The organism is Telluria sp. LT2P80, assembly GCF_059685955.1.
This window is the reverse complement of record NZ_JCASIO010000010.1, coordinates 106,195-123,026: the sequence shown is the minus strand read 5'-3', so window position 1 is coordinate 123,026 and position 16,832 is coordinate 106,195. Positions and strand designations below refer to the sequence as shown.

Here is a 16,832-nt window from a genome sequence, read left to right as displayed (position 1 = left end):
ATGCGAGAGAGGCGGCCCGACATGTCAACGTTTGCCCCTGCCGAGCAGGTCAGTTTCCTGGCTGATCAAGCGGGCACCATCACCAGTTGGAACCCGGCGTGCGCCGCGCTGTTCGGTCGTGCTGCAGCCGACATCATCGGCCAGCCGGTCGCCAGCCTGCTCGACGGCGCCAGCTGGCTGGCCCTGCAAGGCGCCGACCAGAGCCTGGCCACATTGGCGACAAGCGCCGGCCCCCGCCCTGCCAGTCTCCACCTCATGTTGCAGTCCGGCCGCGATGGCGCCCCGCTCGGCTACAGCATCACCATCGCCCCGGCCGTGATCGGCGTATCGGAAGGCGAGCGGCTTGGCGCGACACCACTGTCCGCCGTCGTCGACCTGCTGCCGGGCACCTTCTACATCATGAACCGCGAAGGCCGCGTCCTGCTGTGGAACCATAATCTCGAACGGTTGTGCGAGATGATGCCGGATGAAATCGCCGCTGCCAACGGTATCACCATGCTCGATCCGCGCGACCGGCCCGGCGCGCTCAGGCAGGTCGAGGCCATGTTCGACAACAACACCGAGATCGCCCTGGAGACCGACTATGTTTCGCGCAGTGGCCGCGAAACACCGATGCTGCTGCGTGGCGCGCGCATCGATTGCAATGGGGGCCAGTACATCTTTGGCATGGGCATCGACATTTCCCGCCAGCGCGCACGCGAGCGCCAGCTGGCCCTGTACCGGCGCGCACTCAATGCCGCGCGCAATGGCGTGATCATCGCCCACGATACGGGGCCCGACCACCTGATCGAGTACGTCAACCCCGCGTTCGAACGCATTACCGGCTACAGCGCCGAGGAAGTCATCGGGCGTGATTCGCGTTTCATGGCGGCGCCCGGCCTCGACGCCGACGAGCGCAGCCGCATGCGGCGGGCGCTGCGCGAGCATCGGTCGGTGCACGTCGTGCTGCGTAATCTGCGCAAGAATGGCGAACTGTTCTGGAACGACCTGCACATCACGCCCGTGCACGACGACAATGGCAAGGTTACGCACTTTATCGGCATCATCAATGACGTCACGGCCAGCAAGCATCGTGCCGAGCATGTCGAGACCGACGTCAACCACGACAGCCTGACGGGCCTTGCCAGCCGCACGCTGTTGCGGGACCGGCTCGACCATGCCCTGCACCTGGCCCAGCGCCACCAGACGCTGGTGGCGACAGTCCTGATCGACCTGGACGGTTTCAAGGCCATCAACGATACCTTTGGCCACGATGCCGGCGACGCCGTGCTGAAGGTCGTCGCGCGGCGCCTGCAGGCAGCCGTGCGCGACAGCGACACGGTGGCGCGCATGGCGGGCGATGAATTCGTCCTGGTGCTGGTCGACCAGCCGACCCTGCGCTTCACGCTGCGCATGGTCGAACGGTTGCGCCGCGCATTGATCATGCCGGTCTCGTTTGGCGGCAACGACATCGACGTGGGCGCGAGCCTGGGCGTGGCGGCCTACCCGCACGATGGCGCGACATCGGCCGACCTGATCCGCGCCGCCGACATGGCGATGCACCGCGCCAAGCGCCATGGCGGCGGCGTGCATTTTCATTCCCGCGAAATGCACGACGTCAGCGAAGCGCGCGTCGCACTGGCCAACAGCATGCGCAGCGCGCTCGACGACGATCAGTTATTTTTGTTGTTCCAGCCCCGGATGGAAGCACGCAGTGGCAAGGTGCGGGGGTTCGAAGCCCTGCTGCGCTGGCGGCATCCCGAGCACGGCGTGATGCTGCCGGCGTCCTTTCTGGCCGAAGCCGAAGAAAGCGGACAAATTGTCGAGATCGGCGGCTGGGTGCTGGACCAGGCCTGTGCCTTCGCACGCGACCTGCGCAGCGCCGGTTACGCGGGCCTGCCGGTGGCCGTGAACGTGACGCACCGCGAATACAGCCGGCCCGACTTCATCGCCGGCATCGCCCGCCGCATGCAGGAGGCCGGGTTACCGCCCGGGAGCCTCGAAATCGAAATCCCCGAAGCTGACCTGATCCGCAACCCTGGCCTGGGGCGCGACCTTTCGGTGCAACTGCGCGCCACAGGCGCAATGCTGTCGGTCGACCAGTTCGGGCAAGGCATGTCCGATCTGGCGTTCCTGCAGCAGTTATCGGTGCGCCAGGTGAAACTGTCACGCAAGGCCGTACACGACATCGCCGATCATGGCCGCAACGGCGCGCTCGCCCGGACCCTGATCGACATCGGCCACAACCTCGACATCACGGTGGTGGGCGAAGCGGTGGAAACCGAGGCACAGGTCGACTTCCTGCGCAGCCACGGGTGCGACCAGATGCAGGGACAATGGTTCAGCGCGCCATTGTCAGCCGCCGCCGCGCGCGCTTTCCTCAAGGATCGCCAACATGCATTGTAGGGTGGACGGGTTCCCCGTCCACGCGTTCAACGAACGTCGGCGCCGCCACATGGTCAACGTGATGCGAACACCCGCCCCGTCCATTCCCCGATTTGTGCAGGCTGTCGCAGGAAACTGGCCCTGACGCGCCCGGCGCGTTAAAGTTGCATCATTCCAACGGCCGCCCTTTCGGGCCGATGCAACATCCTCCGACGATCGACGACGCCATGCAAGCACGCAGCACGACACAGCACCATCTGGCCGGCACCCTGTCCTGGCTCTACCGCGCCTTCGACGGCGTGGCGACCTGGGTTACCCAGCTGTCATGGTGGAAGTTTCTTCTTTTTGCCGGCCTGACGCTGACCGCCGCCGGCATCCTGCAGGAAGAACTGTTCAACGGCCCGGCCGAAGAAGAAATTGCCCGCGCCGAGCGCGAATCCGGCCGCCGCAGCGACGCCAGCATCCTGATCGACGAGAGCGGGATCCGCTTCAATCCCCGAACCCGAACGCGCACGGCCGAACCGCCCCAGGCAACGACACCGGAAACGCCCGAGGTACCCGCCGTACCGGACACGCCCGACGCACCACCGGGCCCGCCGGTAACCGTGACAGCGCCCTCCTCCAGCACTGGCGCCGTGAATATCTCGCCAGGCAGCGACTCGGTCCACATCGAACTGCCGCCGCAAATCGGCGAAGAATTGTCGAACGCCATCGAGGCCGCCGTCGAAGACGCCGCCGAGCAAAAAGTGTCGCGCTATCACAAGCAGGCGTCCACCTGGTTCATGAACTTCGTCGTGCTGTTGCTGCTGGCCCTGTTTGGTACCAAGGCGCTGGTCGGTGGCAAGAAACGCGCCGATGCCGAAGCCCAGGTGGCCAACGCGGCCGCCGAGCGCGAAGCAATGCAGCGCCAGCTGATGGAAACGAAAATGCAGATGATGCAGGCGCAGGTCGAGCCCCACTTTTTATTCAACACGCTGGCGTCCGTCGAGCACCTGATCCGCGTCGACCCGCCACGCGCGTCGGCCATGCAGCGCAGCCTGATCCAGTATCTGCGCGCGGTGCTGCCGCAGATGCGCGACAACGCCGTCGTGACGGGCCTGGGGCGCGAGGTCGACATGGTCAATGCCTACCTGGACTTGCTCAAAATGCGGATGGAAGAACGCCTGACGGTCAACCTGCGTGTGCCGGACGGCCTGCGCAGTGCGGCCTTTCCGCCGATGATGCTGCAATCGATGGTTGAAAACGCCATCAAGCACGGGCTGGAGTGCAAGCCCGAAGGCGGCACGCTGAACATCGTCGCCGAGGTCGTCGACAGCCGCCTGCGCGTGACCGTGGCCGACGACGGCGTGGGCTTTGGCGTGATGCCGAGCGACGGCACCGGCCTGGGCCTGCAGACGATCCGCGAACGCCTGAAGCTGCTGCATGGCGAGGCCGGTTGGCTGCACATCGGCGCCAACAGCCCGACCGGCGTGATCGCGACGATCGAAGTGCCGTACCAGTTGTCCAAGTAATCATTTGGCCAACGGGGCAATGGCGATCGACGACTTGCCTGTTGGTCATTTTCATTGAATAATCATTCAATCACTTTTCATAACAACCTTGTCAAGAGACCACCATGCCCACCGCGATTATTGCCGATGACGAAAGACTGATGCGCGACCAGCTGCGCATGCGCCTGCAGGACGCCTGGCCAGAACTGCAGATCGTCGGCGAAGCGAAGAATGGTGACGAGGCAGTCCAGCTGGTGGGCGAGCTCAAGCCCGACCTGACCTTCCTGGACATTCGCATGCCGGGCAAGACCGGCATGGAAGCGGCGCGCGACATCGGCGACAAGAGCCTGGTCGTGTTCGTCACCGCTTATGACCAGTACGCGGTGGAAGCGTTCGAACGCGGCGCCATCGACTATGTGCTCAAGCCGACCGAGCCGGACCGCTTGCGGGTGACGGTCGACCGCCTGAAGGAGCGCCTCGAGCGGCCGCCGGCCAATGTGAACGACAGCGTCAGCGCCATGCTGAGCCAGCTGGCCGAAAAGATCGCCTCGCCCAAGCCGAAGCATCTGCAATGGATCCAGGCCAGCATCGGCCAGGACCTGCGCATGATTCCCGTCGAAGACATCCTGTTCTTCCGCTCGGACGAAAAATACACCAGCGTGCAGACGAGCGGCTTCGAGGCGCTGATCCGCAAGCCGGTGCGTGACCTGGCCGATGAGCTCGACCCGTCGCTGTTCTGGCAAATCCACCGCGCGACACTGGTCAACGTCAATGCCATCGAAGGCGTGACGCGCGATATCCGTGGCCGCCATCTGGTGATGGTCAAGGGCCGGCCCGAAAAACTCGAAGTCAGCCGCAGTTTTTTGCACCTGTTCAAGCAGATGTGACAGCGTTGCGGGACGCGCGTGCTATTGCGCGCCTTGTGACCTCTCAAGGCCCCGGCGGGGCGTACGCGTAGTGTGGAAGGTCCGGCCCTCGCCCGTGGCCTTCTCGTCCCTGCCCGCATGAAACTTCAGCGCACGATGCACCTGCGGCGCAACCGCAGCCTCGACCAGCGCGCCGCGCGCGCCTGCGACAGCCGGCGCATCCTGCACAGCGCCAGCGACGCCATCCTGTCGGTCGGCCACGACACCACGATCCTGCTGGCCAATCCGGCGGCGGCGCGCATGTTCGATACGGGCGTGGCCAGCCTGCAGGGCAGTCCGCTGGCGCGCTTCATCCTCGCACCCGGCGCCGATGCGCGCACCCCGCCCGACTATTTTCCGGCCGGTCTCGGGCGCGCCGGTCGGCGTGCCACCGACTACGCCGTCACCGGCATCCGCAGCGATGGCGAACGCTTTCCCATCGAAGGGTCGATCTCGAACGTGGAGCACGAAGGCCGGCCGATCTACACGGTGATCCTGCGCGATGTGTCCGAGCGCCACCTGGTCCAGCAAACGCTGGCGCGCTCGCATGACCAGTTGCGCCAACTGTCGTCGGCACTGCAAAGCATTCGCGAAGAGGAGCGCACGCATATCGCGCGCGAGTTGCATGACGATCTCGGGCAACTGCTTGCGTCGCTGCGCATGGACCTGACGCTACTGACGCGTGTCGAGCACTTGCCCGAGGCCAGCACACCGCTGCTTGCCGGCATGGAAAGCAATCTGCTCACGGCCATCGCGTCGCTGCGGCGGATCGCCACCAATCTGCGCCCGCGCGCCCTCGACGAAGGCGGCCTGTATTTTGCACTGCAGGGCTTGCGCGACGACTTCACCGAACGTCACGGCATTGCCTGCACTGTCCTCGCGGATGAGGCCGAATTGCGGCTGGACGATGCGGCCAGCACCGCCATCTTTCGCATCGTGCAAGAGGCACTGACCAATATCGCGCGCCATGCCGGCGCGCAGCACGTGTGCGTGAATCTGTACCGCACCAACGGCGACCTGCTGCTGACGGTCCAGGACGACGGCCGGGGCATCCGCGCACAAGACATGGGCAAGGCCGAATCGCTGGGCCTGATCGGGATGCGCGAGCGGGTCTGGGCGATGCAGGGCGACATTACAATCGGGGCCGACGAGCCGCCGGGGACGCGCATCGATATCGTGCTGCCCATTGCGGGCCATGTGGTCTGACGCCCGAAAAATCAGCATCCTGAGCATCCTATTGCATAAAAACAACAGTGCCAAGGTGTCATGAACTCGACACATAGTCTCGATAAGATCGCTGTCGATCTGAGTTGATTACAAACTCAACATCTTGTCGAAACCAAACTGGAGATCTTCATGAAGTATAAGTTCCTGGCCGCCGCCGTGCTGTCATCCCTGCCACTGTTCGCATCCGCCCAAACCAACGTCCAGATCTATGGCGTGATGGACGCGGCCGTCGCTCTCGAAGACACCGACGTGCCGGGTGAAGACCGTCGTACCACCGTCAGCTCGGGCAACCAGTCCAGCAGCCGTCTGGGCTTCCGCGGTACCGAAGATCTCGGCAATGGCCTGAAAGCCATGTTCAACATCGAAGCCGGCGTCGCGCTGGACACCGGTGCCACCGACACGCAAACCTTCGGCCGCCGCGCCGTGGTCGGCCTGCAGGGCAACTTCGGTACCGTGACCCTGGGCCGCGAGTACTCGCCAATCGCTGCTGTCGCCGCCGCATCGGACATCAACGGTCAGGGCATGTACGGCAGCAACCTGTCGGCCTTCGGCACCAACCGTCTGACCCGTCGCCTGTCGAACTCGATCAACTACAAATCGAACGACCTGTCGGGCTTCGTCGTCAACGCCGCTTACTCGACCGCCGAAAAAACCGTCGACCCATCGGGCGACCTGCTGGGCATCGCGCTGGAATACAAGATCGGCGGCCTGTACCTGGGCGCCGGCTACCACACCATCGAGCGCCTGGCTTCGGGTGACGACAAGGAAATGGCCTTTGGCGCTGGCTATAAATTCGGCGACTTCGAAATCAAGGGTAACTACCTGGAAGCCGAACTCGAAGGCACCACCGCCAGCAACGGCGTCGAGTACAAGAACGCCAACATCGGTGCATCGTACGCAATGGGCGCGAACAAGTTCTTCCTGAACTTCCAGCAGCAAAAGCTGAACAACGGCGCCAAGGGCAACACCGTGGCCGTGTCGTACACCTACACGCTGTCGAAGCGCACCAACTTCTACGGCACCTACGCCCAGCTGAGCAACAACAACCGCGCTGCCTTCGGCATCAACGCGTCGTCGAACAACGTGACCCCGGTCTCGAGCGTCCCGGCCATCAGCGCCCTGAGCGCCGATCCATCGGTCCTGACCGTCGGTATCCGTCACGCGTTCTAAGCATGGCGCCGCACACGCCGCCAACGGCGGCGTGTGACGGTCGCTCTCAGTTCCTGCGTTCGTGGGAATTTTTAATGCCGGCGCTGCCGGCATTTTTCATGGCTCAGTCAGCGTTATCTGTTGATGACGCTGATAGCAATGCAAAGCAATTGCTCCGGCAAAATAACTCGCTTTCCATCCAGCGCCCAGCGCCAGCCCAGGTAATTGGTCAGGTAGCGCGACGCCACGCCGCGAAAGCCCTGTAGCCACGCCTTGAAGCGTTGGTGGTAAGCGTTCACGTTCTGCACGTGAATGGCAAGGCTGCCCAGACGCCTTGCACGCACACCGGCGCGCACATTGACCGCCTCGTGCGCGATCCTGTGCTTGCGGGCAAAGGCGCGGTAAGCGGGGTGGCCGTCACTGACCAGCAACGCCTGCCTGTCGAGCCTGGGTAGCAAGTCACGCTCGAGTTGCGCAGTTTTGAGCGCACCGCGCCCAGTGACGGCATCGATGGTGCGCCCTTCGCGGTCGCGCGCGACCAGAATGCAATCGAGTTCACCGGAAATGCCCCGTTTGGCAGCATGGCCGCCGCGGTGGCGCGGTGGCCGATCGAGTGTGCGCGAACCTTTTTGTGACTCAAGCAGAAATGTTTCGTCAGCCTCGACGATGCCATTCAGGCGCGCAGGCCGGTCGAGCTTGACCCAATGCAGGAAGCGGTGGCGCCAGCGAAAGGCAGTGTTGCGGTGTACGCCGACCCGGTCTGCGGCCTTACGCACGGGGAGTGAATCGAGCAGCACCTGCGAATACGCGAGCCATTTGGCCTTGAGCCTCAACCGCGCCAACGGCGTGCCGGTCAGGTCGTTAAAGGTGCGGCCACAGGAGCAGCAACGATAGCGTTGTAAATCGTTGGCAAAACCATGCCGGTAGCAGTGCTCGTTGCCGCACCTGGGGCAGCAGCGGCCTGGTGTTCTGACCTCACTGATGAGTGCAACCACCTGATCGAGTCCGGCTGCAGGATGCAGGGCATCCAGCACTTGCCGGCGCTGCGGCTGGTTCAGCGAAGGCAGTTTTGCGAACCAGCCCTTGAAACGTGGCGCTTTCATGGTCGACTCCTGACGCTGGGGACAGGGGTTGGACCATCGGACTACTCATCAGTTCAAAGCTACTCTCTATTTAACGTTGACTGCGCCCTTTTCATGGCTGCGAGCCTGATTGGATATACACCGGCTGCCTCGCCTCTGCGGAATATTACCGCTCAGCTTTTTGGATTTGATACGAATCTGAAAACGACCAGACCAATCGCGTGTCATGTCGTTTGCATCTGACTTTTTGAGCCAATAGTCAATTTAGTCAGGATCATGGTTTTACGCTTGCCGTTCAACCCACCCGACCTAAACTCAATTCTGACTCACGACAGCCTCAGACGTGGTCAATGTTTTCCCGACGACAAGGCATCACGCCATTCTTGCGCAACGCCAGAACAGGCGCCTCTGCCTATATTTCCTAAGGAGATATCATGCGCATTTCATCTGTTTTGCTTCCCGCAACCCTATTTCTTCTCGCCCCAACTTCTGGCGCGCAGAGTTGGCCGTATCCACAAAGTGACACGGCGCCAGTCACGTCCGTGATTGTCAGCGCAGCAGCAAAGCCGGTTCGGATTCAGGAAGAACAAGCACGGCAAATTGCCGGAACCTACGATCTGGCGAATGGCTGGCGCCTCAAGGTACGACCAGGCACCCGCACGATCGACACTAAAATCGATAAACAGCAACCGATGCGTCTTCTTGCTGTCGCCCCTTATAAATTTGCGTCGGGAGATGGTCGAGTTACCATGGAATTCAATCTTGGTGAATTCGGTGACGACATGCTCATGACCTACGCGCCAGATCCGCGCTTCGCTGATATGGTGGTGATCTCATCGGCCGTTGCGCAGCGCTAGTGAAGGACCATGACTGGCCACTCTCCAGCCAGGGCCTTTCTGCGGATCAATCACAATGCGGCCTCTCAATGCAGCGGGTTGCCGCGTTATTCCGGCTTGATTGGCCACCAGCTTCTCCAGTAAGCCGCAACGATCTCGCGTACTTTGAAAACACAACGCCCATGCGTTGTGTTTTCGCTGTAAACGACGGCGGCAAGTGGCCCGTCTTGAAGGCACGCGGCAATCCCAATTTGAGCACGGCCCAGGTAAACTGGTCGTCAAATCAGGCCAGACCGCGCGACCTGACAGCGTTTTACGACTGATGCGCCGGGTCGATCGCTGCCACGCTGCCGTTACTGGTAAAGGTTAACCCATCATCTGACCGGAGATTCGTGGTGATCAACAATCAGGACAACGGCTGGGAACATATCGCTTCAACGTTTGCCGCTGTTCGTTCTGACACCGGTCGCGATGTCATCCGGCGCTGGGCAAGTGCTTTGCCGCCGGGCGGCGAGGTCCTGGATGTCGGCTGCGGATCGGGCTTCCCGGTTTCCTCAACACTCGCCGAAGAGGGTTTGACGGTGTTTGGCATCGACGCCTCTCCGACGCTGGCGTCCATGTTTGCACGGCGATTTGGGGATGCTCATGCAGCGTGTGAGACCGTGCAGGACAGTACCTTTTTCGGTCGAACCTTCGACGGCCTCGTGGCAATCGGACTGATGTTTCTGCTGTCGGAAGACGACCAGCGAAAGCTGATCGAAAAAATAGCAGAAGCACTCGAACCAGGTGGCCGTTTCTTGTTTACTGCTCCACATCAGAAGTGCGAGTGGGAGGACGTGCTGACCGGACAGCGTTCCGTGTCGCTTGGTAAAGCGCACTACGAGCGATTGCTCGATGGGGCCGGCCTGCAACTCAACAACACGTGCACGGACGAGGGTGACAATTACTACTTCGACGCAGTACGACGATCGGCTCGCACCGATTGAGTAAGGTGGCAAGTCGCCTCCACGACAATTTGCCGCGAGGGAGGCCCGGATTGATTTTTGATTCCCCAGCGTGCCATCGATTGCATTGAAATCACGGCAAAAGTCATCATTCAGCCAATATCTGTTCCCAACGTGCTGTTAGGTTGTATGATGGCCGTTTATTGCGACCAATAGTAGCCGATGGTTAACATAACCAGGAATCAATAGCCTACCTATGCCGATGACCACGCCAGCGCCCCTGCACGACGCCGACGGCGTGCACGATGCGCTGATGGAGCAAAATGCCATCCTGTGCAGCGCCAACCAGCATCTACTGCTGGCAACGTTCGATGCTGAAGACTTGCGCGCGCAAGCTGAAGCCGCAAACCGGCGCCAGAACGAATTTCTTGCAATGCTGGCCCATGAGTTGCGCAATCCACTCGCGCCGATCAGCATGGCCAGCGCGATGCTGGGCAGGATGCCCGCCCCATCGACCGAGCTGATGCACATCAAAGCCATCATTGACCGCCAGGTAGGACAACTCTCCCGCTTACTGGACGACTTGCTCGACGCAGCGCGCATCAGCAGCGGCAAGATCGAATTGCACAAGCAGGCGCTGCTGGTTGCCGAGCAGCTAGCCAATGCGGTGGACACCGTGCAGGCGCGTGTCAATGAGCGCAGGCAGCAGTTGATCATCGAGGTACCCGATCGCGCTATTCAGGTGTTCGGCGATGGTGTCAGGCTGGCGCAAGTGTTCTCGAACTTGCTGGTCAACGCGTCGAAATTCACGCCGATTGGCGGCAGCATTTGTCTTCGGGCTTGCGTGATCGGTAGTGACGTGGTCGTGACGGTCGGTGATGACGGCGACGGCATCGCTGCCGACGTCTTGCCCACTGTCTTCACGCTGTTCGCACAGGGCCCTAGGACACTGGCCCGCTCCCAGGGTGGCCTGGGGATCGGCTTGAATATCGTCCGCAATGTCGTCGAGATGCATGGCGGCAGCGTCAGCGCAGCCAGTCCCGGATTAGGCCAAGGCACGGTCTTCACGGTCAGGCTGCCGCTGCTCGAGATGACCGATGCGCCCCTTGTCGTGGTGCCTGTCACCCCGCCGCCCGCATTGCGCCACCACATTCTGCTGGTCGAAGACAACCGGGATGCCAGCGCGATGCTGGAGATGGTGTTGTGTTCGGAGAACCACACCGTGATCAAGGCGTTCGATGGCATTGCCGGACTCACACTGGCATGCACCGGCGCATTCGATGTGATCCTGTGCGATATCGGCCTGCCAGGGATGACTGGCTACGATCTGGTCCGGAGCTTGCGCGCCACTCTGGCCCAAGCTGCGCCTTTCTGCGTCGCCATATCGGGTTACGGCCAGCTCGAAGACCGGTCGCGCGCGCTGGCATCCGGATTCGACGAGCATCTGGTGAAGCCGATTAATATTGATAACCTGTTACAGTTAGTCGCTGCCGTGCCTCTCAAGACAGCGCATGCACCGCAGCCCTCCGTGTGATCGTCTCGCGTAGTTTCATCAACGTCCAGCCTGAAGCCCTGCCCCGAACGCATCGGAGAATCATTCTCGCTGTGTCACCATCAGGCCGAATTATTTCCAGGAAATGTCCATGACGGCTCCCCTCACCCTCCAGCGACACGCGCTGATCGAGCGCGCCGTGCTGGTGCTTGCACAACGTGGTGAATCCAGCGTGACATTGTGGACGAGCATCGCCACAGCGCTCGGCACGATCATTGGTGACCAGGGCTTCGCGTCGCTGCTGGTCAGATGCATGCACGAACTCGTACCACGCCATCCATGGCTGGCTGAAGCGCAACACGCCGGCACCGGCGCGCTCACCCATCTGGCGACCCTGCTCGCCAGCCGCGACATCGAAGAATCGGAACACGCCAGCGCCGCATTGCTGCATATTTTCGCCGACACCCTGATCCTGCTGGTCGGCGAACTCGTAACCAATCGCATCCTCCTTTCGGCCTGGAAGACGCTCGCTGTAGAAGATGTACCGGAGCCATCAAAATGAACAAAGTAACTATCCGCCTGCTGGCGACCGGTGTACCCGGACTCGATGATTTGCTGGGTGGCGGCGTGCCCGAGTTTTCGTTCAACCTGCTTGCAGGAACGCCCGGCAGCGGCAAGACGACGATGGCACACCAGATCATGTTCTCACTGGCCAATCCGACACGGCGTGCAATTTTCTTCACCGTGCTGGGCGAACCCGCGCTCAAGATGCTGCGCTATCAGCAACAGTTTCCGTTCTTCGATCCCGAAAAAATCGATGACTCGATCAGGTTCGTCAACCTCTCGGCCGATCTGCTTGAGGGAAATTTCGATGCCGTGCTCGCCCGCATCACGGAAGAAGTCCGCGCCTTTGGCGCGAGCCTCGTGTTTGTCGATTCGTTCCGCTCCGTCGTGCAGACTGCGCGCGGCCTTGACGACGGTCCGGCAGGCTTGCAGCATTTTGTCCAGCAGCTGGGCATGCAGATGACGAGCTGGCTGGCGACGACCTTCCTGATTGGCGAATACCTGGTGCCCGAAGAAGAGTCGAGTCCCGTGTTCACGGTTGCCGATGGCATCATCTGGCTGTCCCAGCTGGTACACCGCGATGCACTCGTGCGCAAGATCCAGGTCGTCAAACTGCGCGGCCACGCGCAAAGCCTGGGCATGCACACGTTTCGCATCGACGACCAGGGCCTGCGCATCTTCCCGCGCGCAATGGTCCGGCAAGCCCTTGGCGCACCAGTGCGCTTCAAGCCGACACAGCGCCTGTCGATGGGGGTACCCGCGATCGATACCATGCTCGGCGGTGGGCTACCGGCCGGGTATTCGATGCTGGTCGTCGGCCCGTCGGGTTCCGGCAAGACGGTATTGGCCACCCAGTTTCTCGAAGAAGGCGCCCGTGTCGGCGAACCGGGAATCATCGCCGCCTTTGAAAAAAGTCCCAATCAACTGATGAGCCAGCGGCTCGATGCGCTGGTCGAGAGCGGCAGCGCCGGCGTGATCAACACACGCACGCTCGATCTGTCGCTCGACGAAGTGCTGCATGACCTGATCGACATGATCGTCAAGATGAAGGCGAAGCGGGTCGTCATCGATTCGCTGTCCGGCTTTGAAATGGCGCTGGCCTCGGTCTTTCGCGAAGACTTCCGCGAGTCCCTCTACCGGCTGGTGGCATCGCTGACGCAGCTGGGTGTGACGGTATTGATGACCGCCGAGACCGAAGACCGCTATACCGATCTGCGCTTTTCTTCGTATGGCAACGCCTTCTTGGCCGATGCGATTTTGATGCAGCGCTATATCGAACTGCACGGCCGTCTGCGCCGGGTGCTGTCGGTGGTCAAGGTACGTGCCAGCGCACATAGCGATCACCTGCATTTCTACGACATCCGCGACGGCGACATCCACGTCGGCGACACGCTGGAAAACTACGAAGGCATCCTGACGGGGCAACCGCGCCCGCATGAGCGAAGCTGACGAGCGACCCATTGAGAGCAGGCGATCGTGCGGGTGGCAGATTGCGGCGATCGGCTTCCACGCAGACGCGCATCGTCAGTTGCCGCGCGATTGACCCTGTTCGTGTATTCGAATACTCAGCAGGGCTGCGCGGGCGCCGCCACACTGGCGACCGGGAACAAGCGATCATATGCAAGATTGAACAAAAAGCCGTAAACCAGATAAAACGTCACGATAGCAATATCCATCAGTAGCGCAGCCCACAAGCCAATCCCCAGATACCAGGCGATCAGCGGGATCAGCATGGCAACCAGACCGGCTTCGAACAGAAAGGTATGCGTGACACGAATCGCCATCGTCTTTTCGACGCTGCCGCGCAGACGCAGCATGGCGCGGTCAAATCCAACGTTGAACACGAAATTCCAGAGTGTGGCGATGGTGGCCGAGAAAATGCCGATGACGCCCATGTCCTGCACGGGCTGGTCGAACAGGACTGCAGATCCGGGAATAAAGATGGCCAGCGCCACCGCCTCGAAAAGAAGCGCGTGCCGCACGCGATCGGCGAATGTACGCATGTAGATCCTTGTTATTGTTGGTGGACTTGCGGCAAGCAGATGTTGAGCAGTACGTTCAAACGCTGGACCGGCAAAGCAAGGCAAGATCATCCCATAGTCTATAAATGCACACATAGGCAAGAAACTGAGGCATCATGGTGCAAATATGAAACACTTGAACTGGGATGACCTGCGCTTGCTGGCACTCATCGCGCAAGAAGGCACCTTGCGCGGTGCGGCGCGCAGGGCGGGATTGAGCCCTGCCACACTGTCGCGAAGGCTCGACCAGCTCGAAGAAGCGGTCGGCCAGAAGCTTGTTGAGCGCCATCAAGGTGGTTGCGTTCCAACGACGTTTGGCGTGGACATGTTCGCACTGGCCGAACAGATGAGCGATATTGCCCTGGAAGTCGAGCATGCACAGGCGCGACAGAATGCAAGTTCTGCGTCGGGCGTGGTACGCATCAATACCGACGAATGGCTCTCCTACTTCCTCACTACCCGCTTCGCACCGTTCCATGACGCCTACCCCGATGTGGAGGTCGAGATCGTTACCTCCCACCGGCCCTATAACCTGGCGCGGCGCGAAGCCGATATTGCAATTCGGCCTTACCGGCCCGAACAGCTCGACCTCGTGGCGCGCCAGGTCGGCACGCTGTCGTTTGGACTATATGGCAGTCAGGCGATCGCAACGCGTTATGCCGAGGCCATAGCGAACCAGAACTGGACCGGCGTGCCATTCGTGGGCTTCGACGAGCCACGGGCCGAGTTCCAGTCCGACCAGTGGTTACGGGCGCTGCCCGGTGCGCCTGCGCCCTGGATGCGCTGCAGCTACGGCCTTGGCATCCTTGATGGTGTGACGCACGGCGCCGGGCTGGGTGTGCTGGCCTCGTTTCTGGCAAGCGAAGCCCATGGACTCGTTCCGGCAATTGCGCATATTCCCGAGTTGGATCAGGCCATCTGGCTCTCGATGCATCGCACGGTGCGAACGACTGCGCGCGTCAGGGCGGTCGTCGATTTCGTGGGGCTGCTGTTCGCGCAGTACCACGAGGGCGAAGATTGATGCGTAAAAAAACCCGCGACACTCGCGGGTTTTTTCATGCGGCCAAACGATGATCCGTTCTTGCCGCCTCTGATACAGGTGTTCTGTGGGTCCCGGTTTCCACCGCTCCCCGCGCCCTTACTTTGCCTTGACGTCGCCCTTGCTCTGGGCTTTTGCCGTCGCCTTGGCTTCCTTGTCGGCTTGCGCTACCGCTTTCGCATCGTCCTTGCTGACCTTCTTGACCAGCTTGCCGTCGGTTTGCGTGCTGCCCTTCAGATTCTCGTTAGGGACGAATGCAGCTTTCGGGGTCTTGGTATCCGTCGTGGCGTGTGCTTCTGACGTTGCTGAAGACGAATGCGTGGCTGGCGTCTGGGCGAAGGCAGCGGTGGCAAACAGACCTGCAATCAGGGTAACAGTCAATTTTTTCATGGTGCAGCTCCTTGGGTGATGGTTTGGAAGTGCATGTTTTCCATGCTACTGACCTATCAACGATGAGCTCGCCAGGTTGTTGACCGACTTAACAAATGCTTACATTTGTTGGATGGGGCGATGATCTGGTCAGTCATGCCAGACCGCGCCTGGCGCGGACCTTGCGCCACAGCACGCGCCACGCGGTATGCACCGTCCATGAAAACAGGGCGACCATGGCGCCGAATAGCGCTGGCAAGACCGGCCCGATCACGAACCCCATGCCGAAAACGAATCCAAGCAGATACTCGCCATGCCACAGGCGCAGCACCAAAGCCACGGCCAGGAGACCGAAGAAAGCATAGTCGACCAGCATGCTGCCGTGTGAGAACAGGAGCGACAATGCGAGGCCATACACCAGGGCGCACACGAATGCGGCCAGTGCTGCAAGCCCCTTCGCGTTGTACTGAGCGCTGCTTTCAATACGGCGGCGCAACTGGGTCATGGTCCACCACGTCAACAGCGGAATCAGGAGCAGTCCCCACCAGTTCGAGACGGCGGGCAGATCCGGATTGGCCAGCAGGTGGTGGGACCGAACGCCACCGTTCAGATATTCCCATGCCAGGATGCCGGCTTCGGCACCAGACGCGAGCAACGTAAGCAGGATGCGGCGATCGCTGACTGAAACGGTTGGCATGATTCCCCCGGATGGCAAGTCGATCAAGTGGACGACGCTCCGCCACTGGCGCAGATTGCAGGTACAAGCGGACTACCCTACCAGAAGCCACGACCGGAATCTACGGCCCGGATTGATTCCATGCCGCTGTCATACTGTGCATATACATCCAGGCCAACCTGAATGGCAAAACAGGATTTATTTCCGCTTCGCCAGCGCGCGATCAAGGGCATTGGCGAAATGGCGGCTGTCGGCCTGGCTGAACGCCGCCGGCCCACCCGTATCGACGCCGCTGCCACGCAGTTCTTCCATGAAGGCGCGCATCGTCAGTTGCTGCGCGATCGTGTCGTTCGTGTACCAGTCGCCGCGCGGATTGAGCGGCAGGCCGCCCTTCTCCAGCACCAGCGCCGCCAGCGGAATGTCGCCGGTGACGACGATGTCACCCGGACTCACGCGCTCGACGATCTCGGCATCGGCCACATCGGCGCCTGCGGGCACCTGCAGCGCGCGGATGAAGCGCGAGCCCGGCACGCGCATCAACTGATTCGCCACCAGCGTGACGGGCAACTGGGTGCGTTCCGCTACCCGGAACAGGATGTCCTTGATGACGCCAGGACAGGCATCGGCATCGACCCAGATATGCATGATAAGAATGAAGTAAGTTGTTCTGAAAG

Annotated in this window: 16 protein-coding genes; 11 read left to right on the top strand and 5 right to left on the bottom strand. The window is 61.3% G+C overall.

The features are described from left to right. The first annotated feature begins 21 nt into the window (after nt 1-21). The 5 genes from AC56LW_RS21495 (at nt 22) to AC56LW_RS21475 (ending at nt 7,156) form a co-directional block, all read left to right on the top strand. The gene (locus AC56LW_RS21495) at nt 22-2,385 is read left to right on the top strand and encodes a sensor domain-containing protein (RefSeq protein WP_499637441.1); all 2,364 of its coding nucleotides are present in this window, start codon (nt 22-24) and stop codon (nt 2,383-2,385) included. Between the two features lie 206 nt (nt 2,386-2,591). Further along, nucleotides 2,592-3,875, top strand: coding sequence for a sensor histidine kinase (locus AC56LW_RS21490; protein WP_499637439.1), 1,284 nt, complete (start codon nt 2,592-2,594; stop codon nt 3,873-3,875). A gap of 104 nt (nt 3,876-3,979) precedes the next feature. Next, complete coding sequence (locus AC56LW_RS21485; RefSeq protein ID WP_332533559.1) at nt 3,980-4,741, top strand: LytR/AlgR family response regulator transcription factor; 762 nt, start codon at nt 3,980-3,982, stop codon at nt 4,739-4,741. Between the two features lie 117 nt (nt 4,742-4,858). Further along, nucleotides 4,859-5,965 (top strand): sensor histidine kinase, encoded by a 1,107-nt coding sequence (locus AC56LW_RS21480; protein ID WP_499637437.1) that lies wholly within the window; start codon nt 4,859-4,861, stop codon nt 5,963-5,965. 150 nt (nt 5,966-6,115) lie between these two features. Further along, on the top strand, nt 6,116-7,156 hold the full coding sequence (locus AC56LW_RS21475; protein ID WP_332533557.1) for a porin: 1,041 nt from the start codon (nt 6,116-6,118) through the stop codon (nt 7,154-7,156). A gap of 113 nt (nt 7,157-7,269) precedes the next feature. Here the strand turns inward: AC56LW_RS21475 and AC56LW_RS21470 are convergent, their stop codons facing one another. Then, nucleotides 7,270-8,238, bottom strand: coding sequence for an IS1595 family transposase (locus AC56LW_RS21470; RefSeq protein ID WP_332533556.1), 969 nt, complete (start codon nt 8,236-8,238; stop codon nt 7,270-7,272). A 413-nt stretch (nt 8,239-8,651) separates the two neighbouring features. Here AC56LW_RS21470 and AC56LW_RS21465 point away from each other — a divergent pair, with 413 nt between their 5' ends. The 5 genes from AC56LW_RS21465 (at nt 8,652) to AC56LW_RS21445 (ending at nt 13,502) form a co-directional block, all read left to right on the top strand. Continuing rightward, nucleotides 8,652-9,074 (top strand): hypothetical protein, encoded by a 423-nt coding sequence (locus AC56LW_RS21465; RefSeq protein ID WP_332533555.1) that lies wholly within the window; start codon nt 8,652-8,654, stop codon nt 9,072-9,074. A 374-nt stretch (nt 9,075-9,448) separates the two neighbouring features. After that, nucleotides 9,449-10,039 (top strand): class I SAM-dependent methyltransferase, encoded by a 591-nt coding sequence (locus AC56LW_RS21460; protein WP_499637428.1) that lies wholly within the window; start codon nt 9,449-9,451, stop codon nt 10,037-10,039. A 256-nt stretch (nt 10,040-10,295) separates the two neighbouring features. Then, nucleotides 10,296-11,531, top strand: coding sequence for a hybrid sensor histidine kinase/response regulator (locus AC56LW_RS21455; protein WP_499637426.1), 1,236 nt, complete (start codon nt 10,296-10,298; stop codon nt 11,529-11,531). A 109-nt stretch (nt 11,532-11,640) separates the two neighbouring features. Beyond that, nucleotides 11,641-12,051, top strand: a complete 411-nt coding sequence (locus AC56LW_RS21450) for a hypothetical protein (RefSeq protein WP_499637424.1) — start codon at nt 11,641-11,643, stop codon at nt 12,049-12,051. Further along, nucleotides 12,048-13,502, top strand: a complete 1,455-nt coding sequence (locus tag AC56LW_RS21445; protein ID WP_499637422.1) for an ATPase domain-containing protein — start codon at nt 12,048-12,050, stop codon at nt 13,500-13,502. The genes AC56LW_RS21450 and AC56LW_RS21445 overlap by 4 nt, the downstream gene beginning before the upstream one ends. Before the next feature lie 116 nt (nt 13,503-13,618). Here AC56LW_RS21445 and AC56LW_RS21440 read toward each other — a convergent pair whose 3' ends face one another. Continuing rightward, entirely contained in the window at nt 13,619-14,056 is a 438-nt protein-coding gene (locus AC56LW_RS21440; protein WP_332533550.1) for a PACE efflux transporter, read from the bottom strand. 145 nt (nt 14,057-14,201) lie between these two features. On the opposite strand from AC56LW_RS21440, the gene AC56LW_RS21435 reads away from it, so the two are divergent. Further along, nucleotides 14,202-15,095 carry a LysR family transcriptional regulator gene (locus AC56LW_RS21435; protein WP_499637419.1) on the top strand — a complete coding sequence of 298 codons (894 nt, stop codon included), beginning with the start codon at nt 14,202-14,204 and terminating at the stop codon, nt 15,093-15,095. Between the two features lie 117 nt (nt 15,096-15,212). Here AC56LW_RS21435 and AC56LW_RS21430 read toward each other — a convergent pair whose 3' ends face one another. The 3 genes from AC56LW_RS21430 to AC56LW_RS21420 all read right to left on the bottom strand — a co-directional run bounded on the left by AC56LW_RS21430 (nt 15,213) and on the right by AC56LW_RS21420 (nt 16,803). Beyond that, on the bottom strand, nt 15,213-15,503 hold the full coding sequence (locus tag AC56LW_RS21430; RefSeq protein WP_499637417.1) for a hypothetical protein: 291 nt from the start codon (nt 15,501-15,503) through the stop codon (nt 15,213-15,215). A gap of 133 nt (nt 15,504-15,636) precedes the next feature. After that, entirely contained in the window at nt 15,637-16,206 is a 570-nt protein-coding gene (locus tag AC56LW_RS21425) for a hypothetical protein (protein ID WP_499637416.1), read from the bottom strand. Between the two features lie 150 nt (nt 16,207-16,356). Next, nucleotides 16,357-16,803 carry a YaiI/YqxD family protein gene (locus AC56LW_RS21420; RefSeq protein WP_499637414.1) on the bottom strand — a complete coding sequence of 149 codons (447 nt, stop codon included), beginning with the start codon at nt 16,801-16,803 and terminating at the stop codon, nt 16,357-16,359. Nucleotides 16,804-16,832: the final 29 nt, after the last annotated feature.